This window comes from Parapedobacter pyrenivorans (assembly GCF_014636865.1).
GTDB classification, from domain to species: domain Bacteria; phylum Bacteroidota; class Bacteroidia; order Sphingobacteriales; family Sphingobacteriaceae; genus Parapedobacter; species Parapedobacter pyrenivorans.
The window spans coordinates 730,364-754,323 of the sequence record NZ_BMER01000001.1 but is presented as its reverse complement, the minus strand read 5'-3'; the positions used below and the strand labels follow the sequence as shown (position 1 = coordinate 754,323).

The window sequence follows — 23,960 nt, the reverse complement described above, 5'->3', positions numbered from 1 at the left end:
ATTGACTATCGGGAATCTTTTGTCAACGGCGATTAAATTACCTGAAATCCATGTGCATACGGATCATCGTCATCAATAATAATCGTATTGTAGCCGGTTACCATGGCCCACCCTTCGATTCCGGGTACAATAGCCGGTTTCCCATCACCAAAAGCGTTAGGTACTTCATCTTCGATGGTGCCGATGAATTTGGATCCGATGATGCTTTCATGCACAAATCGGTCTCCTTTTTTGAGCTTTCCTTTCGCATACCATTGCGCCATACGGGCGGAAGTGCCCGTACCGCACGGAGACCTGTCGATCGCCTTATCGCCATAGAATACCGCATTACGTGCGGTAGAAAGGGAGTCGAGTACCGAACCCGTCCATTGAACATGGCTCAGCCCGTTAATGTTTTTATCTTCGGGATGTACAAATGTATAGTGGTCGTTTATCCGTTGACGTAATATCCGACTCCAGCTAATCAATTGGCCGGCAGAATAGTGCTCCAAGCCCTTAAAATTCGGCTGTGGATCGATAATGGCATAGAAATTTCCGCCGTAAGCGACATCCATGCTCAATGTACCCAAGTCGGGACACTCAACCGTAATATCTTCTGCTGCCAAAAATGATTTGACATTGGTCAACTTTACAGACGTTACCTTTTTACCTTCCTGGGCATACTCGATCAGCACTAATCCCGCTGGGGTCTCCAACCGGAGTTTCCCCGCCTGCTTGGGTACGATCAGACCTTCCTCTACGGCTATGGTGACCGTGCCTATTGTCCCATGGCCGCACATCGGCAGGCATCCGCTGGTCTCGATATAAAGCACACCCATATCATTCGCCGGGTCAACTGGCGAATAAAGGATGCTGCCACTCATCATATCGTGGCCACGGGGTTCAAACATTAGCCCTTTCCGGATCCAATCGTATTCCGCTAAAAAATGGAGCCTGCGTTCCATCATACTTTGACCTTGCAACAATGGCCCGCCGCCTGCTACCAATCGCACCGGATTCCCGCAGGTATGCGCATCGATGCAGAAGAATGTTTTTTTCATTATAAACCGGCCTTCGTTAATGTACCATTTACCGTACGCCAGATTCCTAGTGGATTCGCATTTTTCAGTTCGTCCGGGAGCACTTCATCCGGGAAGTTCTGATAGCTAACTGGCCGTGCAAACCGTTTGATTGCATCTGGCCCCACGGAGGTAAATCGACTGTCCGTTGCCGCAGGGTATGGCCCGCCGTGTTGCATCGCACCACATACTTCTACACCTGTGGGAAACCCGTTAAATAGTACGCGGCCACTCTTATCTGCCAGTGCAGCAACCAGCTCCCTGTTCGCTGCCAGTTCAGCGGGTTCAGCTAGCAGCGTCGCCGTTAGTTGTCCTTCGAGTCGCTGTGTGACGGCCAATAATTCTTGGGGACTGTCATATGTAACGATCAGGCCAAACGGGCCGAATACTTCTTCGCTCAACTTGGGGTTACCCAAAAATGCTTGGGCGGACACTGTCGCGATGGTTGCATTACCATGTGTTTCTGGCGTGGTTGCCGGAACTTCGGCCAAGACTTCAACCCCATCTTGGGCGAGCAAATCGGCCTTGTTTTTATGATATGAAGCTGCAATACCTGAATGTAACATCGGTGCAGATGGAGCCTGTGTAATCTGCGCCTGCAGGGTAGTTAAGAAGCGGGGCAGGGCACGATCATTTGGCGCTATAAATATTCCGGGGTTGGTGCAAAACTGTCCTACGCCCAAGGTCAACGACTGCGCATATTGATTGGCAACCTCTTCTGCGGCCGCCGCCAAACGTTCGGGAAGCAGCACGACCGGATTGACACTGCCCATCTCTGCAAACACTGGAATCGGTTCCGGGCGCTGGCTGGCAATGTCAAACAGTGCTCGCCCCCCTTGGATTGACCCTGTAAACCCAACCGCTTTGACAAGGTGGTGTTTTACCAAATGCTGCCCGCCTACAACTCCATCCGTGGCAATAGCAGCGAACAGGTTGCTTGGCAATCCGGTCTTTTGGATGGCCCGTTCAATGGCTCCTGCCATGATTTTCGATGTTTCTGGGTGGCCTGAATGACTTTTGAAAATTACCGAGCAGCCCGCGGCGATGGCAGAGGCAGTGTCGCCGCCGGAAGTAGAAAATGCAAAGGGGAAATTACTTGCTCCAAAGACCACGACGACGCCGACGCCCACATAAGTCTTGCGGATGTCGGGTTTCGGCGGAGTCCGATCCGGATTAGAAGTATCAATCTGTACCGGCAGTATATTACTGTTGGTCAATGCATCGGCATAGCTCCGCCACTGAAACGCCGTCCGGGCTTTCTCTCCGTTTAACCGAGCTTCCGGGAGGTTGGTTTCGGACTGGGCCGTGGCAATGAGTTCAGGTCCCAACGCTTCGATCTCATCGGCTACCCGATGCATAAAGTCGGCGCGTTGCTTCGCGTTGGCTTGTTTGAAAACCAGAAAGGCTTCCTGTGCTTGTATGACTAATTGATTGATTTCTGGGATGGGCGTATTTTCGTTCATGACGCTTGTTCTATGGTTCGACCTACCGGCAAATTTAAGTAATCTGGCAATACTGGCCTCGAGGCAATCGCATCATTTATGATTTTTTGCGTACGGATCAGCTCTTCACCCTCCAACTGTAGCCTAGGTGCCCTTACATATGGATTGCTAAGTCCTTCGGCTGTCGCCGCAAGTTTGATGTACTGAACAAGCCGCGGATGGATGTCCAGCTCCAGCAAAGGCATAAACCAACGGTAGATGGCTAACGCTTCTTCCAACTGGCCAGCCTGCGCCAAGCGGTAGATGGCTACCGTCTCACGGGGAAAGGCATCAACCAAACCAGCCACGGAGCCATGGGCACCAACCAACTGGCTCTCCAATGCTATGGTGTCTACGCCACCCAGGATTTTGAATCGCTCGCCAAAGGCATTGATCATCCGGGTAATGTTGGTGAGGTCGCGTGTTGACTCCTTTACCGCTTGAATGTTCGGACTTTCAGCCAATTGCTTAAACATATCTACGGTTACATGGATGGCATAATCTACGGGGTTATTGTAGATCATGATCGATAAATTCGTGGCAGCGGCTACGGTTTTGAAATACGTTACCACTTCCCGATCGGAGGCCCGATAGCGCATGGGGGGGAGCAGCATTAACGCATCGGCACCGAGTCGTTCGGCTTCTTTTGCAGCATTTACTGCATCCGTAGTGGTTTGCTCGGCAATATTGAGGACAACAGGCAGGTGTTGCGGCATATGTTGCTTGGCGAAAACCAGCAAATCATATTTTTCCTGTGTACTCAACGTACTGACCTCACCAAGAGACCCGGCGATAATTACCCCAGAAACTCCCGCCTCTGCCTGCGCTAAGAAATTCTTTTTAAACATTTCATAGTCGATGTCACCTGCTGCTGTAAATGGCGTCAATAATGCAGGATAAACCCCATGCCAAAGTTCGGTCTTACTCATGTCTTTATTGTATGTTTTTAGTTTAACGATAGGCAACAAAGCCCTTACTTTACCAATTAGTAGGTGCGTCGCGACACACCCACCTTAAATGATTGGCACAAATATATGGCTAACCCAAAGCCAAAACCACCCGCTAATTAATCAATGCTATGCATATATTAACAGCCGGCCTGTTATTTCATATTATGGAGGTATTTAGAGAGGTACTCCTTGGGCGATGCCCCCGCCACGCTTTTGAACACGCGGTTGAAATTGGTGATGCTATTGAACCCGCAATTGTATGCCACAGTGGCAATACTGTCGTACTCGCCGGCGGTAAGCCGCTTGCAAGCTTGGTTTATCCGCATCTCGTTGAGAAAGGTAACAAAGGTAACGCCTGTATGCTTTTTGAAGTATCGGCAAAAAGCTTGTGGAGTGAGGTGAGCTTCGGCAGCTACCTCTTCCAGGGTCAACGCGTTTCGGTAATGCTGAAGGACATAATTGTAAATGTTGCCCATCCGCATCCCCTCGCCATCCGTAATGTGCTCTTTGCTGAACGTAGAAAGATGCTTGGGCTTGGGATTCATCCGGCAGAATGTCCGCAAAAGGTGGAGAAAATGCAACATTTGGTCCATGCTGTTGGATGCTTTGAGTTTCAAAATGTGTTTGGCAACTGAATGAAAATGCTGTTCGGGGAGCTTAAATCCACATTTATACTCCTTCAGAAACGCATTCAGCTGGCTCAGTTCGGGTAGCTGGAGAAAGTGGGCGAGATGCCCATCCGGATCATAAAAAACAGAAATGGTATGGACTCCCTCATCCTCCATGTTGTGGACAGCCTGCCGGCTACCTTTGAATACGTGCGATTGATTGGGCGCGATCATAAAGATGTCGTCGGGCCGGAACGTATGCATGGTGTTTTCTGCGATCAATGTACCCTCCCCTTTGATAATCCAAATCAACTGGGCCTCCTTATGCCGGTGCAAATGTGGATAAAATTGGGGGATAATGTCTTCCTGTATGATAACAGTCTTGTCCGGTGTAACCGGCACGGTGAATTGGAGTGCCTTCATAACAGTACGAATTAATAAAACCTTAACATAAATATACAGATATTAACCTCATTTATGCAAGTATTTAAAGAAGGTGGTTAAAATATGGTTATTGATGGGTAATAACTGGATAATATGAAGGACATTGACAAAACGGGTGTACCATATTTTATCTCACTTTTTTTCGGGAAAAGTGAAAATCAATTCTATTTTTGTATCCGAATTTTGACAATCAATTTATACAACTTATACAACCGAATTTCGCATTAATGATGAGCTGAACAGCGTATCGTGCAGCTGCTTTTTAGCGGTAAAATCGGATTTTGATTTTTCAAGCATTTGTTTGATGGATTTAATATCAGTAATCATACCAGTTTACAACTATGGTTTTTGCCTGAAGGAAACAATCTGTTCATTACAGGGACAAACGCATACAAATTGGGAAGCGCTGATCATTGATGATGGCTCCAGTGACGATACCCATGCTGTCGCAAAAATGCTTGCTGAAACAGATGTAAGGGTAAAATACTGCTACCAAGAAAACCGGGGCGTATCTTCGGCCAGAAATTTGGGTATTGAGCAAGCGATTGGAGATTACCTCCTTTTTCTGGATGGAGATGACCTCATCACGCCCAATAAGCTAGCTGAACAGGCGGCACTAATGAGGACGCACGAAACCGTGGATATCTGCTATACCGATGTATACTATTTCCGAAATGGAAATCCGGATAAGTTGTTTTTCGGCAGATTGGGAAACAGGAAATGGACCATCAAATTAAATGGCAGCGGATATGAGATCATTCGCGAATTCATCAAGAAAAATAGGTTTACGATTCACAGCCCTGTTATCCGTACAAGATTCTTAAAAGATAGTGGCTTGAAATTTGACGAAACCTTAAGTTATAAGGAAGACTGGGATTTTTGGCTTAGGTGTTTGTTTAATGGGGCAAACATTCACTACGTAGCTAACCCCGCCGTTTACTCGCTGGTGCGGGTTCATCCGGCTAGCGTAAGCCATCAGTCTGTAAAGATGGATAAGGCAACGATAATAATACGTGAATGTATTAAGCATTATGTGTATTCGTGCAACGAGTTGACGAACGCTCAAAAGGATAGCTTGCTAAAGGTCAACGATGTTAAAAAGCGAGGACCATTAAAGAAGATGATTTACTATAACCTTCACTCGCTTGCCAATCTGAGGGAATTATATCGGGCCGAGCCAACCACGAAATTTTTTATCTGCTTTATAAAGGCTTTAAACGAAAGACGAAAGGATTTTTTTTAAACACCTTTCCCAATTGTTTTCAGCATTCACGAATAATTTCAATCGATGAGTAGCGCTCGCGCTGAAATTCTCGTTATTACCGGGAAAATCATTTTGATTAAAATTGGCAGGTTAATTGAAGAGTAACAGTTGTTTTTAACTTATCTACCAAAATAAATAACAGAGCTAAATGGCTATATTTAATGGCAAAACGATTATTTTAGGGGCTCCTACCGCTTATGGTTTTTCCGAAATTATTGAGCAGGAGTTGCGATATCAAGGCTTTGAAGTGTTTAATTTGTCGTTTTCTCATGGCGGCCCATTTAAATACAAAAATATATTTGAACGATTGGACTCCTATGTACATAAAAATTTTCTTGGACATAGAGATTACAAAACCTATTTGAAGTTTAAGCGGGTAGAGGGTACGATGCGGGATCGGTTGGCCGAGATTCCCCGTGTGGATTATGCTTTGCTTATCCGCCCTGACCAATATTCGGAAGACATCATCAATATGATCGGGCTCAAGGCCAATAAAACAATCGGTTACCAATGGGATGGTTTAAGCCGATTTCCGGCTGTTTATCGGCGGATTGATCTTTTTGACAAGTTTTTTGTCTTTGATCCGAAAGATGTTAGGTATCCGAATATGCTGCCGATCACGAACTTTTATACCAATTCTTTTGATATCGGATATAGCGAGGAACACGAATCAGATGTGTACTATGTGGGAACGTATATGAAACGACGTGCTTCCCAATTGGAGGAGGTTATTACCACGCTACAGGCATATGGGCTTTCCGTCAAATACCATATTTGCAAATTCAAAAACAGAAAGCCGAGTTTCAAGTATTTGGATACCACCTCAGCGGATTTAACCTACGCTGAAAACCTTCGATTTGCATTCAATAGCAAGATCTTGCTAGATGTACCTACCGTTTTGCACAACGGATTGTCTTTTCGGACGTTTGAAGCTATTGGGTTTGATAAAAAGCTGATCACGACCAATAAGGAAGTGAAAAAATACGATTTCTATCATCCAAACAATACGTTCATTTGGGAAGGGCAATCAGTTGAAAGGCTTACGGATTTTCTTAATGCACCATACGTTAAATTGGCCCCGCATATCAAGGAAAAATATAGTTTCAATCATTGGATAAACAACTTACTTCGGGAAGATCAGCTGCAGCCGGTGGCATTTCCGAGTGTGGATTTGGAGCCTGCATTAGTATATGGATATTAACTGATAGGTGGCTGGCTAAAGTAAATGGAAGAAAATAGACGGGTCTATTGATACAGTAATAATTGGAGCCTGAATATACATGCGCGCTAATAAAATTACCCGGTGGATTGACAGGAAAAATTTAGCAGTAAGCCTAATCATTGCCCGTAAATATTACAGAAGTAAAGCCTTAGGCAAGTTACCTCCCATTCTGAAACCAGCCTTTTTATTAGCGATTATTCAACGTTTTTTTTTTCTAGGACTTAGTTTATTCCGATTTAATGGCGGATTATTTGTTGATTATAAGGGATTGACAATTTCTGAGTTCGGGAGAAGACTACTTGGTATAGGCAAATTTGATATCCCCGGTTTGCTGCCAGTACCTACGTCGTTCGACGCGTTTTCATTTCCCACTTGGGAAATCCCACAGGTAAGTATCATTGTCTGCGTACACAATCACATTGCATTTACCTACAATTGCCTGCTATCTATCTTAAATAATACCAAGAACAACAGCTATGAGGTTGTCATCGTAAATGATTGTTCGACAGATGAAACCAAGGATGTTTTGAGTAGTATCGGCAACGTGCATGTTATTGAAAATGAAAAAAACATCGGCTTCTTAAAATCGTGCAACAAAGCATTGGCGTCTAGCAAAGGAACGTATATCTGTTTCCTGAATAATGATGTTCAGGTTTTGCCCGGCTGGCTCGATAATTTGGTCGCCCCATTTGAGAATTTTGATCGCGTTGGGCTAGTTGGTGCCAAGTTAATTTATCCCTTTGGGCTTTTGCAAGAAGCAGGAGGGATTGTAAACTATAAAGGGGAACCGGGGAACTACGGTAAATTTAAAGATCCACAAGATATTTTTTACAATTACCTGCGAGAGGCTGACTATTGTTCAGGCGCGTGTATATTGGCGTTGAAGACGGATCTTATTGAGTTGGATGGCTTTGATGAGGCATTCGCTCCGGCTTACTATGAAGATACCGACTTAGCGTTTCGGATACGATATCAGTTAAACAAAAAAGTCTACTACCAACCATTAGCTCAAGTTGTTCATTTTGAGGGGGTCAGTTCGGGTAAGATTTCCGATGGAAAAAATGTAAAAAGTTATCAGGTTGTCAATGCAGAAATGTTTAAAGCGAGATGGCAGTATATTTTCCAAGGGTTTCCGCAAACAACTGATGCAGCCACCATTGCTCGGAAATTCGTTCAAAAGGACAAATATATCTTAATTGTCGAGCCTTCGTTACCGACTTTCGATCAAGACTCCGGGTCGCGCCGGATGTTTGAGCTCATCAAGCTGTTACTGCGACTCAATTGGAGTGTTATTTTTTCTTCTGGAAGGGATACCCAGCAAGAACCTTACTATTCCACACTGGTTAACATGGGTGTTTGGGTGCTGAATAAGCCCTCATTTCAAAAATCCTCCAAGAATGTTTTGAAGCGCGTTATACAGTGGGTGGACGTTGCTTGGGTGTGCCGCCCTGGCACGAACAGACGATATGGGCGGTTTATTAAAAAATTTGGTGTGCGATGGATTAATGATACCGTCGATATTCATTTTTTGCGGGAGGAGCGTGCACTAAAAATGGGGATGATGAGTCAGCGTAAGTCACGGAAGGTGGCGCGTCGGAAAAGGCGCGAGCTTTCGCTGTTGCATGACGCCGACACGGTAGTCGCGATCACCGATGTCGAGGCAGATTTGTTAAGTAGTTATGGTGTTTCACGCGTTGTCGTCATCCCCAATGTCCATCATCCTATAAGCGTTGAACAGCCGGCTTTCGATACAAGAAAAGGGATTTGTTTTATCGGAAGCTACCGCCATCTACCCAATATTGACGCAGCCACTTGGTTAGTCAATGAAATCATGCCGCTGGTCTGGGAAAAGCTCCCTTCAATCCCTCTCTATTTGCTGGGTAATGAGCCCACGAAGCAGGTGATAGGCTTGAAATCGGAAAACGTGTATGTACCAGGTTACCTAGCGGATGTTTCACCGTATTTTTTGTCAAGCCGTGTTTTTGTAGCCCCACTTCGTTTCGGGGCGGGGATGAAAGGTAAAATCGGACAGAGCTTAGAATTTGGCCTTCCCACGGTAACAACCGATATCGGTGCGGAAGGCATGGGGTTGATTGATCGGAAACATTATCTGCGGGCAAATACTGCCGAACAATTCGCGACGGCTATCCTAGACCTATACAGTAACGAGCAATTGTGGTCCGAGATTGCAGCGGGAACACGAGATGCACTCACACCCTATGCGCCCGAACGTGTTAAAAATTTACTAATTGAAGTGTTGCAGCAATGAGTATAAAACCCATCGCCATGTATCTTCCGCAGTACCATGCAATTCCTGAAAATGATGCATGGTGGGGTAAGGGATTTACGGAATGGACAAATGTTAGGAAAGCCAAGCCCAGATTTCGCGGACACTACCAGCCCCATTTGCCGGGCAACTTGGGGTACTACGACCTCAGACAGCTTGAGGTCATGGCGACGCAGGCGGAATTGGCAAAAGCATATGGGGTGCATGGCTTTTGCTATTACCACTATTGGTTTAATGGCAAACTGCTATTGCAACAACCACTCGAACAAATGCTTGCCGCAGGAAAGCCTGATATGCCTTTTTGCTTATGCTGGGCAAACGAGAATTGGAGTCGAAGATGGGACGGCCGGGACCATGACCTGTTGATTGAGCAGCATTATTCCTTGGAAGATGATCGTGAACATATCCGGTACCTTATCCGGTATTTTCGCGATGACCGGTATATAAAAATTAACGGAAACCCCGTGTACGTGATGTATAGGCCTGAGTTGCACCCAGAAATTAAAAACGCCACCGACATCTGGAGGGAAGAGGTGAGGCGGGCTGGTTTCGACGGTCTGTATTTAATCGGCGTAGAAAATTTCATGAAAGGTGTCGACCCCGTCACGCATGGCTTTGACGCCGCCATGGAGTTCGCCCCTGATTTTCCCTGTCACGGCCCGAAATATCTCAAAAGATTCCCGATTAAGTACTTAGCCACAAAGTTGCTACATAACCTAAGTCTGAGCCGGAGTGGTTTTTTTGAAAATCACGTATACAGTTATGATAGATTGGTGGATAATATGTTGAGTAAGCCCCCCGCTACCTACAAACAATTTAGAACAGTATGCCCGTCTTGGGACAATGCGGCAAGAAGGGCGACCAACGCCACCATTTTCCATGGGTCTACCCCTGCAAAATTCAAAAGCTGGGTGCGGCAGATCGCCAATTATACATTGGACCGGTTTGAAGGGGATGAGCAGCTGTTTTTTATTAATGCTTGGAATGAGTGGGGTGAGGGGTGTCATTTAGAACCGGATCAGCGTTTTGGTGTTGAGTACCTTCAGGCTCTTAAGGAGGGACTGGAGAGCTAGCGTTTCCTTTTTCCGAATTTGTGACGAAGGTATAACGCATAGGCGCTGTAGGCGTGGGAAAGTTCAAGTTGCGCCAAGAATCCCTTGGCTGCGTTTTTGAAGGCCTTCTTAAAAGGGGCAAAATCCGGACCTTTCAGTTTATTCCCGAAATAGCGGATTGTATTCATCCATTTATCCTTGGCAAACACCGGGTCGTCTTGGACTGAGCTGACACCGCCGCCGACGAAGACAGATACGATCACCGGTACGTAGCAAACTTTGTATTTTGCTGTGCAAAGCAGGTTAAAATCGTAGTCCGCACAGATTCGGTACGGTGTTTTATAACGATGACCATCGTCAAAAACCTGCCGATGGTAAAAAACTGCCTGATGACTGTAGTTGTGTGATAATAATTCAGGTAGGGGGGTTTCGCCCCGATAGACGGTGCCTGATTTCGCCCAAGGCGTATCTCCTGCCATTTTTACATCACCATATACCAGTCGCGCGGTTATATGGGATAACTTATTTCGCATATCAGCTAGAACGGCTGAACTGAAAAGGTAGTCATCGCTTCCGAGAAAGAGCAACCAAGTTCCGGAGCTACGCGCGATGGCTTTATTCATAGCATCGTAGATGCCGGAATCCGGTTCGGAAAAGATCTTAATGCGGTCGTCGCCGATATTGCGCGCAACCAGCTGAGTGTTGTCAGTGGACCTGCCATCCTGAATGATGATCTCTATGTCGCTATCAGTCTGGTCAATGATACTTATCAAGCACCTTTGGAGTGATTTATCAGCATTGAAGGTGGGGATAATGACGCTGAAGAATGGCATGGCGACTACTTGGTTAACAGTTGCTTAAGCTTAGTAAAGAAAGAAACCCGCTGCTTTTTTTCGTATTTCCGGATGTGCTTCCAGTCATCGCCCACAGGATGTTCCCGTTCGTCAATCCGCTCACCCACGAAGCGATAACGGTGCCGTTTCACCGGAAATGGCTTTTTTTCGAAAAAATCATCGTGTACCGTCTGCGAATCCTTGAATTGCTGATAGATTTGTTGGAGGAATGCTTGATCAATGCCGTATTCGTCTGGTTTATCATTTATAAAACTGTCGATAAGCGGCCGCAACCGGACCGTATTGCCTCTAATCCCCCACATACCGCCGAGGATGGAAAGCCCTTCGGCCCCGTATGGGACCTGATGGAATGGATGGTCACGCATGATGTGTAGCACATCGCCGTTAGCCATCCATTCGTCCACCGCTTTACGCTCCCTGCGGGATAACCTGGAATCCGTATCACGGAATATCGCATAGTCGCAATCTGGACGATCTGCCGCAAGAAATCGCCAGAATAGGCCATAAACGCCCGAATCAGTCATGTCTTCCAGCATAACTCCTGCTTGATCAAGCCGTTTGAGGACATCGGCAGGGACTGTGTCGTCATGGTACACGATTACCTGCCAGCTTGGATAAATCTTTTTGGCCAAAGCCGCATTTCGGATGGCACCCATGGTATATACGGGTGAGCTGCCCCATAAACTGAATGATAGGTATTTGACCGCACTATTGTTGCTCATCATGCTCCTTCTTAAAATCTTCAGAACCAGTCAAAGTTATCTAAAGTAATTGATAATCTTAACTGAACGCGCTTTGTATAGAAAAGGCTACATTTGCGGGGCCCTAATTTTTATTCGTATGTCAAAACACATTGGACAACAACGATTACCAGGTGTTTCTGTGCTGATGCTCGCCTATAATGTCGAGCAATATATCGATAGTGCAATCCAAAGTATACTGGATCAATCCTTCGGGGATTTCGAATTGATTATTTATAATGATGGCTCTACAGACGGCACAGCGTCTATTGTGAGGCAATTTTCAGATCCCCGAATCCGATTTGTCGATCAACCCGTTAATAAAGGATTGAGCCATGCCCGCCAGGCTACGTTAGAAGCCGCTACCGGTAAATATATAGCTATTTTGGATAGTGACGACATTTCGTTTTCCGAACGTCTAGGATTGCAATATGGTTTTATGGAAGCCCATCCAGATGTGATTTTATGCGGGGGGAATGCGGTGTTGATCGATGAAAACGGGAACTCATCAGGCGAGCTATTACATCCAGTCTACAAAGCTGGCGAACTAAAAGTTCGCTTTTTTTTTAATAACATCTTTGTTAATTCCAGTGTGATGTTCCGCAGGAGTGAGGCATTACTTTTAGGCGGCTATCAAGACATGGCGCCTGTCGAAGATTATGATCTTTTTGTGCGGCTAGCAGATCAGCATTCGATACATGTTTTTAATGAACCGTTGGTATATTACCGGGTACATAAAGAAAATATATCACAAACCAAGCGCGATAGGGCAATCGCACACCTCCGAACGATCAAGGATAATCAGCTTCGGCTACTCGGCATTGATCCCGAGGTTCATGGCGCTGTTTTTGATGCATTGCTATGGGGACGGCTGAAAGACTACGCCATTGATGATTTCTATAAACTATTGTTTGCACTAAAATCAGCGAATCTCAAGCTTGGCAAATTCCCGGCAACAATATTTGAAAAAGAACTGTTTGATCGATGGTATTTGGTTGTTACCGCTGCCATGCCCAAAAATAGAGCAGCCAGCTATCTGCTCAAAGAAGGGCTTTTTAAGGTTTCGTTAACCTCCTTCAAACAGAAGCGCCGTATTTTCAAATTTTGGTTGAGATCATTATTTAATTAGAAAGATTAAAGGAGAAAGCGATGTTAAAGAAAATATTCGGCTATCGGCCAAGAAAGAAAGATACAGATTCCTTTAGCGAATTTGTAGCCAATAAGGTCGCTTTCGATCAATTTAGGGAATACATCGGCTTCCACACAAACCTTCCCTCACTGCATATCGTCAAGCAGAATAATGTCCATAAATATCGCCAAAAATATGATTTCAAAATATTCATTGAGACGGGCACCTATTTAGGCGATATGGTTGAGGCGCAAAGAAGCAATTTTAATCAAATCTATTCGATTGAATTGGGGGAATCGCTTTATCAGAAATCTACTGAAAGGTTCAAGGATTTTCCTCATGTGAAAATCCTGTTGGGAGACAGTAGTATCCTACTTGAAGATTTGTTAACAAAAACAATCGAACAACCGGCGCTTTTTTGGCTTGATGGGCATTACTCGTCGGGTGTTACGGCAAAAGGGGAAAAAGACACACCCATCATGGAAGAGCTCGCAGCCATTCTGCAATCTCCTATTCATCACGGTATTCTTATTGATGATGCCCGATTGTTTACGGGGGAAGCGGATTACCCGAGTATCGATGAACTTTCGTCATTTATAAAAGCCAAAGATCCGAAAAGAAAGGTCACCGTGGCCGATGATATCATTTGCGTTTTTCGCGATTAAGATTTAACTTAATTGAAATCATGAATTAGTTATGGGATTCAGACGATTCTGGCAAAAAAGAGCAAAAGGAAAAGCCAAGAATTTACCTAAACACTTCATCTCACAGTATGAAAGCTTGTCGGCGCAGGAGAAGGCGACGCCTGTGCGTTTTCGGCTATCCCGAGATTTATTTTATCCGTGCCTGCAAGATGCCACCAGCGAAACCGGTTTCGACAGGCATTATGTCTATCATCCCGCATGGGCCTTTCGTATCGTAAACGCATTGAATCCAAAACGGCATATTGATATTTCGTCCACGCTGCATTTTTGTAGCATGTTATCCGCTATTGTGCCAACCGACTTTTATGATTATCGCCCTGCAGATTTGGTATTAGATAACCTGACTTCGGCATTTGCCGACTTGACAAACCTGCCTTTTGCCGATAATAGCGTGCCTTCTTTGTCTTGCATGCATACCGTAGAGCACATTGGGTTGGGCCGTTATGGAGATAGCCTCGACTACGATGGCGATTTAAAAGCCATTGCCGAGCTCAAACGCGTTGTTTCGCCGGGTGGCTCCTTGCTGTTTGTTGTGCCGCTGGGGCGTGAGAGTGTGATTTGTTTTAATGCCCACCGTATTTATGATAAGCAGCAGGTGTTAACGCTCTTCAACGACATGGAATTAGTCGATTTTACGTTGATTCCGGAAGACGGTAACGACGGCGGATTGGTGCCTGATCCGTCGGATGAATTATTAGGTAAGCAGTTTTATGGCTGTGGTTGTTTTTGGTTTAAAAAAAGGACTGCACAGTGAAGGTCGTTAAATTTCTCGGTGGCCTGGGCAACCAGCTTTTCCAGTATGCCTTTTTCTGCGCGCTGCAGCAAAAGTTCCCAAAAGTCAGGGCAGATCTGTCCGAATACGATTCCTATGGGCGCCACAATGGATTTGAATTGGAGCGGATTTTCGGTGTCCAGCTACCGCAGCTCACACCTTTTGAGCGGCGGCTTTTTAGCTGGGAAGACCGCCGGTGGCTACAGCGGAAGCTGCGCCGGATTTACGGAACAAAAAGAGCGTATTACGAAGAGAAGGTGTTATTCGGCTATGATGGCCCAATCTTCGAAGACCGGAAACATCGTTATTATTGGGGATATTGGCAACATATCCGCTATATCGAACGGGTGGCAGATCGGTTGCGTGCTGAGTTGCGTTTTCCGGATTTTTCAAGTTTGGAAAATATAAGACTCGCAGAAGTACTCGCCGATAAAAATACCGTGAGCGTGCATGTCCGTCGAGGAGATTATATAAATGATCCGCTACTGGGCGGAATTTGCGATGTTGGTTACTACCAGCGAGCCTTAGCCTATATCGGAGCACATGTTGATCACCCTCGTTTTATCTTTTTCTCGGACGATATCCCGTGGTGCAGAAAAAACTTCCCGAACCCCTATGCCGTTTTCGTGGACTGGAATACAGGCAAGGATAGTTTCCGGGATATGCAATTGATGAGCTTATGCAAGCACCATATTATCGCCAACAGCAGTTTCAGCTGGTGGGGAGCTTGGTTGAATACCCAGCCCGATAAAATTGTCGTTTCGCCCAGTCGCTGGGTCACAATCGATGGGCTGGAACTCTCGGGAATTATCTTGCCGGGATTCCGGGTTTGTTGAGTGGCGATGTCCGTCATTATTATCTTGTCGCGTTTTATGAGCTAGATTCGTTTTCATAACAAACCAATAATCATTGAGTATGAAAAGATACATGATCTGGACCGCGTTTTGTTTTATTACAACATTCGTTGCATGTGAGAAGAACGAACCGGGAAACGAATACGACCGGTGCGAAAACTGTACTTACACGTTTCAACAGCATGCCCAACTGGATAGGTTTAGGGTAGCTGGCGGAAATGCCTTAGTGTTTACCTATAAACAGTATTGGGATTGGGGTGGGGGAGTTAAGAATAGTGCTAGCCCCTATAGTGCTTTGTCGTTTGAAGTAGCTGGCGGAACTACCTTTTTCAACTACGGTAACAAAGAGATTGCCGGTGATAAGGTGTCTTTCCATACGATGTGCATTAGCTGCGGTACGGTGTCTTTTGAACCCGTGGGTGGGCGAATTCAGGGAAGAAAGATAGATGATCGCACATGGCTGGTTGATGGCAATGTTTTCCTAGAGTCACCGAACGGAAGCCACAGAGACACCTTGTCTTTTAAAGGGTTTTTCACCAAAATTTAGGTTGTACTAATTCAAAGATCAATAATTTAGCTAAGTTTAGCCGGTTTTTAGATTAGTAGGTATGTATAGCAGCGGTAAGCGGGCAATTGTACGGTTTCTCAATGCCTATGGGCTCAAGGAGTACTACATGGTATTGAAGTACTACAAGCTTTACGGTAAGCGCACAAGGGTGCCGATGTTGATTTCCGTTGTAGACGAACGACGGAAAACCAAAGGGCTTACCGATCGTTTTAAGGGAATTGTGAGCGTTTATGCACTTGCCAAGGCGCAAGGGGTTCCATTCCGGTGTATCTTTAACCATCCAATGGAGCTAACTGGTTTTTTGGTGCCCAATGCTTATGACTGGATACCGAAGCCCGGCGAACTGAGTGAGTCGGTGTGGGACATTAGATTCAGGATTATGAGCAAACAGCCACCGCTGAGTCGGCTTACTAAGCTGTTCCCGCTCAAAAAACAGGTATATATTTATGCCAAGGTTGATTACCTCGACAAAATCAACAAGAAGTATAATACGAGTTATCAATGGGGAACGCTTTTTAACGAACTGTTTAAACCAACGAGCGTATTAGAGGAACGCTTGCAAGTGCACCTTAGTGAAATCGGAAATACGAATTATATCGCCTGCGTATTCCGATTCCAAGCCTTACTGGGTGATTTTAAGGAATACCATTTCAAACCCCTGCCGGCAGCGGAGCAACAGCAACTTCTTGAAAGAAATTTGCGCGCGCTGAGGCAGATTACCGAGCAAAGTAAGGTGCCGGTATTGGTGACTTCGGATAGCGCCACCTTTCTTTCGGCAGTGAGCAGCTTGGCCAATGTGTATGTTATTCCCGGTAAAGTCGTGCACATCGATAATGTGGCAGACGCCGAAAATGAGGTTTATATGAAGTCTTTTCTGGATTTTCTGATGCTATCGCGTGCGCAGCATATCTATAGTATCGGTACGGCTAACATGTATCGGACCGATTTCCCGGCTTATGCTGCCAAAATCAATAATATCCCGTTTGAGCGGATTTTGGTCGAGTAGGGCCGTTCGGAATAAAAATATTATTTTTGACCACCAAACAATCCACAATGGATATTGATTTTGTAGTGACCTGGGTAGATATGAATGACCCGAAATGGCAAATGGATTTCGCTGCCTATTCAGGTAAGATAGATAATAAGAAGAATGAGGTAACTGAGGCTCGTTTTAGGGACCATGGCCTGCTAAAGTATTGGTTTCGAGGTGTGGATAAGTTTGCTCCATGGGTGCGCAACATCCATTTCGTTACCTGCGGACAGCAGCCTGAATGGCTGGATACAAGCCACCCGAAACTGCGGATGGTAAATCACGAAGATTACATCCCTAAGCAATTTCTGCCGTGCTTCAATTCGAGCCTGATCGAAATTTACCTGCATCGCATTCCAGAGTTAGCAGAACATTTTGTTTATTTTAATGATGATTTCTTTATCATCAACGACTTGCCGCAAGCTCGTTTTTTTACCGATGGAGTGCCCAACGATATTGCAGCCTTCCGGATGAACATGGGGCTGTCATTGTGGAGTAAATGCTTGAAGAATAACATCGCCATCATCAACCGGCGCTTCGATAAAAAGGAGGTAATGGCGCGCGACCACGATAAGTGGTTTCATGAGAGCTATGGGAAACGTTCGCGTTTGACCAGACTGCTGAAATCATACGACAAGTTCATTACACTGCGCACCCCGCACAACGCACAACCGTATACCAAGACGACCTTCGAGGAAGTCTGGGCATATGCAGGCAAAGAACTGACGGAGATGTCGGCCCATCGATTCCGGAGCCCGAAGGATTATACACAGGAACTATTCCGTACGTGGCAGATATGCCGATCTAATTTCGAACCCTATAATACGTATCAAGATACGAAAATGTTTCCGTTGGTTTTCAGGGCACCGAAAGCGATCAAAGCCATACGCGAGCAATCGTACAAACTCGTCTGTGTAAACGATAGCGAACACATTGTCAATTACGACAAAACCATGCAGGCCGTCAGTGATGCATTCAATCACATATTGCCTGAAAAATCAACCTTTGAACGATGAAGATTTTAGTGACCGGTGCTGCAGGTTTCATTGGTTTCCACTTGGTAAACGCACTCCTAAAAAGGGGCGACCACGTGATAGGCATTGACAATATAAATGATTATTACGAGGTAGGACTGAAATATGGACGCTTGGCCGCATGTGGCGTAGGCCGCGATAAGCTTAGCGATAATGTGCCGGTGCAAAGCCGAACCCAACCGGCTTACACGTTTCAGAAAACAGATATCACCGATCTGGCAAACCTTACGGCGTTGTTCCAAACCCAAGGGTTTGATCAGGTTTTCCACTTGGCGGCGCAGCCGGGCGTCCGTTATTCGATGCAGAATCCGCATGCCTACGTGCAGTCCAACGTGGTGGGATTCGTCAATATGCTCGAATGCTGCCGCCATCACCAAATCAAACATCTGGTGTATGCCTCCAGCTCATCGGTTTACGGTACCAATGCCAAGGTGCCGTTTCACGAAGACGACCGGGTGGACCACCCGGTAAGCTTATATGCGGCGACCAAGCGGAGCAATGAGCTACTGGCCCACACCTATAGCCACCTGTACCAGTTACCCACCACTGGCCTGCGTTTCTTTACGGTGTATGGCCCCTGGGGCCGGCCGGATATGGCCCCCATGCTTTTTGCCGATGCCATCTGCTCGGGCAAACCCATCAAGGTGTTTAACGACGGCGAGATGTACCGGGATTTTACCTATATCGATGATATTATTGAGGGCGTCATACGGGCGGGTAGTCATATCCCCACAGCTACGGAAGCCGTGTCCTATTACCGGATTTTCAATATCGGAAATTCACAACCCATACACCTGATGGAGTTTATCCGTATCATGGAGGCAACTTTCGGGCTGACCGCCAAGCTGGATATGTACCCCATGCAGCCGGGCGACCTGAAAACGACGTATGCCGATACCGAGGCATTATCGGCCGTAACCCATTATCACCCTGATACGCCATTAGCGGCGGGCGTGGAGCATTTCGTGGCCTGGTACAGGGATACGTACCGCCGGCTATTTTTCGAAGGCGGACTTGTCGGGGAATAAGGCTTCCAGAAAAGGCCGGATTTTCTTCCGGTCTTCATCCGATACGCGTTGGTTGTCATTTAGGCAGAAGAGTTGGGGTCGATAACGCTCCATGTACGCCATGAAATCGTGCTTGTAAACCAAAATGCGGCTGGCCTCCCTCCGGCCGACGTATCTGAGGTGGCCGTGGCCGATAGCAAGCGCATAGTAGGTAAACGCGGTCCGATGAATATCGCCGAACGTGCGCACGTGGTGCGTCTGCGACTCGCCTACGCGGTCTGCAAAAACCTCCTCCACGGCATGCTGGTAGTCGGACCGGAGGAACGCATCGATGTTGTGGTGGGGTACACCCGAATAGTAAGTTCCAGATAGCTTTTCTACCGCACGGGCCGAGTCGGCCAGTTTCTGTGCATATTGTCCCAGTTTTTTGCCAACCAGTCCCTTGAAAAAAGCAGTCAACCGCGGGTGCCACTTACCGAAAAACTTTCTTTTCAGCCGAACAATGGGGTAGCCGTCATCCGAAAAGAAGAAGCCGGGCCGAAGGTCGGCGTTGAAAAACATGTCGTCATTGGCAAACAGAAAGCGCTCCGATAACCCTGGAATGCGGTACAGGAAATATTCAATAACCGTCGAATTGAAACAGGGGAGTGCAGTATCAGGCATGATTTCCTTATGGTCTACTACCTGTATACGCGGATGGTCTGCATCCAACCAATCCGGGCGCTGGTCGTCCGTTACGATAAAGATCCGCCTTATCCAGGGGGCATGCTTCTCGGCCGACCGCAACGCGTAGCGCAGTTCGTCGTTACTCACGTACCGCCCCTTGTTGTTGGTCTCGGAATCGTCGCTCACCACACCGGTAAACGCCCGCTTTTTGGCTTGCCATTTCGGGTCGTTGCCATCTACCCAAAGATAAACCAAATCAATTTCGAAGCGCTGATCGTCCATTTTTGATGATTTCATTTCAGCATGGCGCTCAATTACAACATGCTAAAGGCTACAAAAGTATAACAAAAATGATGTATGCAACGCTTCTTTTTGTTTGTTTTTATCCGCATTTTTGCCAAATCGGTACGGCGGTTGCTACTATTACTTGGGGTAAATAAACTAGGGGGCAGCAGATTATGGCAAAGCACTTATTTATTATTAGGCACGCAAAGTCGGATTGGAGTTTTGATGTAAGTGATTTTGACCGGCCGCTCAATCCGCGCGGATTCAAAAATGCACCAAAAATGGCCATGTGGCTAGCTCAGTATCCTGTTCAACCCCAACAATTGATTAGTAGCCCCGCTAAGCGGGCGATCACTACCGCTCAGATATTTGCTGAGCACCTAGCGCTGCCTGTGAACGCGATTCAAACGGACGAGCGGATATACGAGGCCTTGCCGAATACTTTGCTGCAGGTTATTAATGAGTTGGACAATGATTATGAGAGTGTAGCCTTTTTCGGACACAATCCCGGTCTCACTTTATTGGTGAATTACCTAGCTGACGAGCATATTTATAACCTCCCTACCTGCGGTATTGTACACATTCGGTTTGATGACCTGACGGATTGGGTGTCGGTAAGTGGAGGCACCGGAACTAACGCTTGGTTTGCTAGGCCCGACGATACGAATTAGTTAGCAGAAAACCTTACCTTTACCCCCACATGCCGAATAAGCTCCATAGCGAAACTTCGCCCTATTTGCGGCAACATCAGTTTAATCCCGTTGAATGGTATCCCTGGGGAGATGAGGCCTTGCACAAGGCGAAAGCAGAAAACAAACTTCTTATCGTCAGTATTGGTTATTCAGCGTGCCATTGGTGCCATGTGATGGAACGTGAAAGCTTCGAAGATGAAGAGATTGCGGCGGTGATGAATGCGCACTTTGTTTCCGTTAAAGTCGACCGCGAGGAACGGCCCGATATTGATCAGATATACATGATTGCCGCGCAACTGATGACGGGGCAGGGGGGGTGGCCGCTTAACTGCATTTGCCTACCCGATGGGCGTCCGATTTATGGAGGAACCTATTTCCGGCCTGCCGACTGGCAAAACGTGTTGCTGCAATTAGCAAACATGTGGAGGGATAAACCCGAGGTAGCCCTTGACTATGCCGATCGACTTACCTCAGGTATCCGAAAGAGCGAGCAACTTCCAATCAATCGCATCCCCGAAACCTACACTGCGCAAGATTTGGCAGCAGTAGTGACTCCTTGGAAAAGCCTGTTTGATGCAAAGGATGGCGGACATACACGGGTGCCCAAATTTCCGCTACCCAACAACTGGCTGTTTCTGCTTCGCTATGGCGTATTGGTAGATGATCGGGAAGTGCTGGAGCATGTCCATTTTACCCTCGGGAAAGTCGCTTCGGGTGGAATTTACGACCACGTGGGCGGTGGTTTTGCCCGGTATTCCGTGGATGGTCGCTGGCATATCCCGCATTTTGAAAAGATGCTCTATGACAATGCGCAATTGGTAAGCCTCTATGCTGAAGCTTGGCAGCAACGGCCAACCGACCAGTACAAACGCGTGGTGGTCGAAACATTGGCGTGGATACAACGCGAAATGACCAGTCCAGACGGAGGCTTTTATTGCGCGTTGGATGCCGATAGCGAGGGTGTGGAAGGGAAATTCTATACGTTTCAGCTCGCTGAAATCGAAACCATACTCGGCGAAGATGCCGAGTTATTTACGCGTTACTTTGGTGCCACGGATGAGGGCAACTGGGAAGAGGAGCAAACCAATGTACTGAAAATCGATGCCGAAGCGGACAAGATGGCCCAAGAGGCCGGCTTTTCTGCTGAGGAATGGGAGGCATACCTTGCCGAAGGCAAACGGAAACTGCTTGATTATCGGAATAAGCGCGTGCATCCCGGTTTGGACGATAAGTTGCTGACCTCGTGGAATGCGCTGATGCTTAAAGGTTTTGTAGATGCTTACCGGGTTTTTGATGTGCCGGAATATTTGAACGTGGCACTCGAGAATGCCGGATTTATACGTCAGAAACTCTATGCGGAAGATGGCGGCTTATTGCACCAGCCCGAAGCTAACGGTAAGGCGATTGCTGGCTTCCTCGATGATTATGCATTCAGTATCGAGGCGTATATCGCCTTGTATGAGGCTACTTTTGATGAGCTGTGGCTGCACGAGGCGAAGCGTCTGATGGAATATGTATTGAGCTATTTCTATGAAAGGGAGGCGTCGGCGTTTTATTACACATCGACGCATGCTGAACAACTCATCGCCCGCAAACAGGAAATCATGGATAACGTGATTCCGTCCTCCACCTCAACAATCGTCCGGCAGCTCTATCGATTGGGGTTGATTTTTGACGAACGGCGGTATTTGGAAATTGCCAGGCAACTGCTGGCAAATGTAGTCCCGCACATTTCGTCATACGGATCTGCTTATTCCAATTGGGCTATCCAATTGCTGGAAGAAGTGTATGGAAGCTTCGAAATTATGCTTACCGGCCCTGGGTGGCAGGCCATGCGTAAAGAATTGGATATCCATTACCTACCCAATAAAATGATATTGGGCGGAACAAAAGGCAGCCTGCCATTGTTGGCAGGGCGGATAGGCAATGCAACCAGGGCATACGTATGTCGCAACAAAACGTGTAGCTTACCGGTGGAGCATACGGATGAATTATTGCAATTAATTACAAAATGATAACTAGGGCATGCGTGCCATGCCCATAACTTTAACACAATGACGATAGCACCCAATAGCGTGGTTACGCTGACTTACAAACTCCACACCATCGAAAATGGCGAAAGAACTTTTGTTGAAGAAGCCGGCAAGGACAATCCGTTGGATTTTCTGTTCGGTGTAGGCATGATGTTGCCGAAGTTTGAAGAGCATATTTCCGGTTTGGAAGCCGGAGATACTACGGATTTCGAGTTAGCTGCCGAAGACGCTTATGGCGAGGTCAATGAACAAGCGATCGCTACACTCCCGGCTGATATGTTTAAGGAAAGTGGTATACCCGCTGTGGATGAAATATTGCCTTTGCAGGATAACCAAGGCAACCAATTCCGTGGTAGGGTGACTGAAGTGAGCCCTGAAACCGTTGTGGTTGACCTCAACCATCCGATGGCCGGGCAAAACCTGCACTTCGCCATCGAAGTCTTGTCGGTGCGCGAAGCAACGGCTGACGAATTGGCCCACGGCCACTCACATGGGCCGGACGGCTCGCATCATCATTGATGATCGTTTATTGCCCGGAGCATTTCTCTTTTCCCTGGTGCTCCGGGTACTTTTTCAATGGTAAACCCAAAAGATTTCAGCGTCCGCTTGAGGTGCCCGGTAATCGCATAAGTCACAAATATTCCTCCAGGCTTTAAAAAGGCACTTACATGCCGCAAGGTTTCTGCTGTCCACATATCCGGTTGATGGGCGGCGGCGAAGGCATCGAAATACAATACGTCATACCGCTTTTCCGTAGCAAACTGCAATGCTTGGCAGGGAGCGATTTCTAATGAGCAACCCACGAGAATAGCTTGTGCAGCTTGTAAACTAGCTGTATAATGCTGTAGAAAAGATTCCCATAATGTCGGCGCTACATAAGCCTCATAGCCGGTTTGTGCGAGTAAATCCATAGCTATAGGGTAGGCCTCCACACCGGTATAATCCAGTTGTATGCCTTTTTTTTGGCAGTAATCTGCACTCAATAGGAAATTGAGCCCGGTGCCAAATCCGATTTCCAATATGGACACAGCTTCTGATCGATGTGTCTCCAGGAAATACGCCAGCCCCCTACCCAAAAATACGTGCTGGCTCTCTTGCACTGCGCCATGGCGAGAGTGATAATGCTCGCCGATCGCCGGATGATATAGCGTTTTGGACCCATCGGATGTGATAACAAATTCTAGCATCTTGTGCAAACTTAAAATAAATCCAGTACTTTAGTGACG

At 46.6% G+C, this 23,960-nt stretch carries 23 protein-coding genes; 15 read left to right on the top strand and 8 right to left on the bottom strand.

Features of this window, described 5'->3' with window-relative positions:
* Positions 1-32: 32 nt before the first annotated feature.
* The 4 genes from IEV98_RS02860 to IEV98_RS02845 form a co-directional block, all read right to left on the bottom strand.
* A complete protein-coding gene (locus tag IEV98_RS02860; RefSeq protein ID WP_188504415.1) occupies positions 33-1,040 on the bottom strand; it encodes a 4-hydroxyproline epimerase in 1,008 nt (335 codons plus the stop codon).
* Positions 1,040-2,521 (bottom strand): aldehyde dehydrogenase (NADP(+)), encoded by a 1,482-nt coding sequence (locus IEV98_RS02855; protein ID WP_188504414.1) that lies wholly within the window; start codon positions 2,519-2,521, stop codon positions 1,040-1,042. The genes IEV98_RS02860 and IEV98_RS02855 overlap by 1 nt, the downstream gene beginning before the upstream one ends.
* Entirely contained in the window at positions 2,518-3,468 is a 951-nt protein-coding gene (locus tag IEV98_RS02850; protein ID WP_188504413.1) for a dihydrodipicolinate synthase family protein, read from the bottom strand. The genes IEV98_RS02855 and IEV98_RS02850 overlap by 4 nt, the downstream gene beginning before the upstream one ends.
* Before the next feature lie 173 nt (positions 3,469-3,641).
* The gene (locus IEV98_RS02845) at positions 3,642-4,520 is read right to left on the bottom strand and encodes a helix-turn-helix transcriptional regulator (protein WP_188504412.1); all 879 of its coding nucleotides are present in this window, start codon (positions 4,518-4,520) and stop codon (positions 3,642-3,644) included.
* A 325-nt stretch (positions 4,521-4,845) separates the two neighbouring features.
* Here IEV98_RS02845 and IEV98_RS02840 point away from each other — a divergent pair, with 325 nt between their 5' ends.
* From IEV98_RS02840 to IEV98_RS02825, 4 genes are all read left to right on the top strand, one after another.
* On the top strand, positions 4,846-5,784 hold the full coding sequence (locus tag IEV98_RS02840) for a glycosyltransferase family 2 protein (RefSeq protein WP_188504411.1): 939 nt from the start codon (positions 4,846-4,848) through the stop codon (positions 5,782-5,784).
* A 169-nt stretch (positions 5,785-5,953) separates the two neighbouring features.
* On the top strand, positions 5,954-7,006 hold the full coding sequence (locus IEV98_RS02835; RefSeq protein WP_188504410.1) for a WaaS/CpsH family glycosyltransferase: 1,053 nt from the start codon (positions 5,954-5,956) through the stop codon (positions 7,004-7,006).
* A 289-nt stretch (positions 7,007-7,295) separates the two neighbouring features.
* On the top strand, positions 7,296-9,296 hold the full coding sequence (locus IEV98_RS02830; protein WP_188504409.1) for a glycosyltransferase: 2,001 nt from the start codon (positions 7,296-7,298) through the stop codon (positions 9,294-9,296).
* Positions 9,293-10,387, top strand: coding sequence for a glycosyltransferase WbsX family protein (locus tag IEV98_RS02825; RefSeq protein WP_188504408.1), 1,095 nt, complete (start codon positions 9,293-9,295; stop codon positions 10,385-10,387). Before IEV98_RS02830 ends, IEV98_RS02825 begins: the two co-directional genes overlap by 4 nt.
* Here the strand turns inward: IEV98_RS02825 and IEV98_RS02820 are convergent.
* Together IEV98_RS02820 and IEV98_RS02815 are read right to left on the bottom strand one after the other, a co-directional pair.
* Complete coding sequence (locus IEV98_RS02820) at positions 10,384-11,199, bottom strand: glycosyltransferase family 2 protein (RefSeq protein WP_188504407.1); 816 nt, start codon at positions 11,197-11,199, stop codon at positions 10,384-10,386. The genes IEV98_RS02825 and IEV98_RS02820 overlap by 4 nt on opposite strands.
* Before the next feature lie 5 nt (positions 11,200-11,204).
* Positions 11,205-11,945, bottom strand: a complete 741-nt coding sequence (locus IEV98_RS02815; RefSeq protein WP_188504406.1) for a hypothetical protein — start codon at positions 11,943-11,945, stop codon at positions 11,205-11,207.
* A 46-nt stretch (positions 11,946-11,991) separates the two neighbouring features.
* Here IEV98_RS02815 and IEV98_RS02810 point away from each other — a divergent pair, with 46 nt between their 5' ends.
* From IEV98_RS02810 to IEV98_RS02775, 8 genes are all read left to right on the top strand, one after another.
* A complete protein-coding gene (locus IEV98_RS02810; RefSeq protein ID WP_188504405.1) occupies positions 11,992-13,089 on the top strand; it encodes a glycosyltransferase family 2 protein in 1,098 nt (365 codons plus the stop codon).
* A 20-nt stretch (positions 13,090-13,109) separates the two neighbouring features.
* On the top strand, positions 13,110-13,754 hold the full coding sequence (locus IEV98_RS02805) for a hypothetical protein (protein WP_188504404.1): 645 nt from the start codon (positions 13,110-13,112) through the stop codon (positions 13,752-13,754).
* Between the two features lie 31 nt (positions 13,755-13,785).
* Positions 13,786-14,547: a DUF268 domain-containing protein gene (locus IEV98_RS02800; RefSeq protein WP_188504403.1), complete on the top strand. Its 762-nt coding sequence runs from the start codon at positions 13,786-13,788 to the stop codon at positions 14,545-14,547.
* Positions 14,544-15,401, top strand: coding sequence for an alpha-1,2-fucosyltransferase (locus IEV98_RS02795; RefSeq protein ID WP_188504402.1), 858 nt, complete (start codon positions 14,544-14,546; stop codon positions 15,399-15,401). The genes IEV98_RS02800 and IEV98_RS02795 overlap by 4 nt, the downstream gene beginning before the upstream one ends.
* Before the next feature lie 79 nt (positions 15,402-15,480).
* On the top strand, positions 15,481-15,966 hold the full coding sequence (locus tag IEV98_RS02790; RefSeq protein ID WP_188504401.1) for a hypothetical protein: 486 nt from the start codon (positions 15,481-15,483) through the stop codon (positions 15,964-15,966).
* Positions 15,967-16,027: 61 nt separating this feature from the next.
* Positions 16,028-16,993 (top strand): hypothetical protein, encoded by a 966-nt coding sequence (locus IEV98_RS02785; protein WP_188504400.1) that lies wholly within the window; start codon positions 16,028-16,030, stop codon positions 16,991-16,993.
* A 47-nt stretch (positions 16,994-17,040) separates the two neighbouring features.
* Entirely contained in the window at positions 17,041-18,033 is a 993-nt protein-coding gene (locus IEV98_RS02780; protein WP_188504399.1) for a stealth family protein, read from the top strand.
* Positions 18,030-19,079, top strand: coding sequence for an NAD-dependent epimerase/dehydratase family protein (locus IEV98_RS02775; protein ID WP_188504398.1), 1,050 nt, complete (start codon positions 18,030-18,032; stop codon positions 19,077-19,079). The genes IEV98_RS02780 and IEV98_RS02775 overlap by 4 nt, the downstream gene beginning before the upstream one ends.
* Here the strand turns inward: IEV98_RS02775 and IEV98_RS02770 are convergent.
* A complete protein-coding gene (locus IEV98_RS02770) occupies positions 19,047-20,021 on the bottom strand; it encodes a stealth family protein (RefSeq protein WP_229738537.1) in 975 nt (324 codons plus the stop codon). The genes IEV98_RS02775 and IEV98_RS02770 overlap by 33 nt on opposite strands.
* Before the next feature lie 161 nt (positions 20,022-20,182).
* On the opposite strand from IEV98_RS02770, the gene IEV98_RS02765 reads away from it, so the two are divergent.
* Genes IEV98_RS02765 through IEV98_RS02755 form a run of 3 tightly spaced genes read left to right on the top strand, consistent with a single transcriptional unit; the run spans position 20,183 to position 23,253 of the window.
* Complete coding sequence (locus IEV98_RS02765) at positions 20,183-20,680, top strand: SixA phosphatase family protein (RefSeq protein WP_188504397.1); 498 nt, start codon at positions 20,183-20,185, stop codon at positions 20,678-20,680.
* 29 nt (positions 20,681-20,709) lie between these two features.
* A complete protein-coding gene (locus IEV98_RS02760) occupies positions 20,710-22,716 on the top strand; it encodes a thioredoxin domain-containing protein (protein WP_188504396.1) in 2,007 nt (668 codons plus the stop codon).
* A 39-nt stretch (positions 22,717-22,755) separates the two neighbouring features.
* Positions 22,756-23,253: an FKBP-type peptidyl-prolyl cis-trans isomerase gene (locus IEV98_RS02755; protein WP_188504395.1), complete on the top strand. Its 498-nt coding sequence runs from the start codon at positions 22,756-22,758 to the stop codon at positions 23,251-23,253.
* Here the strand turns inward: IEV98_RS02755 and mnmC2 are convergent.
* Entirely contained in the window at positions 23,247-23,921 is a 675-nt protein-coding gene (gene mnmC2 / locus IEV98_RS02750) for a tRNA (5-methylaminomethyl-2-thiouridine)(34)-methyltransferase MnmC2 (protein ID WP_188504394.1), read from the bottom strand. The two genes, IEV98_RS02755 and mnmC2, sit on opposite strands and share 7 nt — an antisense overlap.
* Positions 23,922-23,960 lie beyond the last annotated feature (39 nt).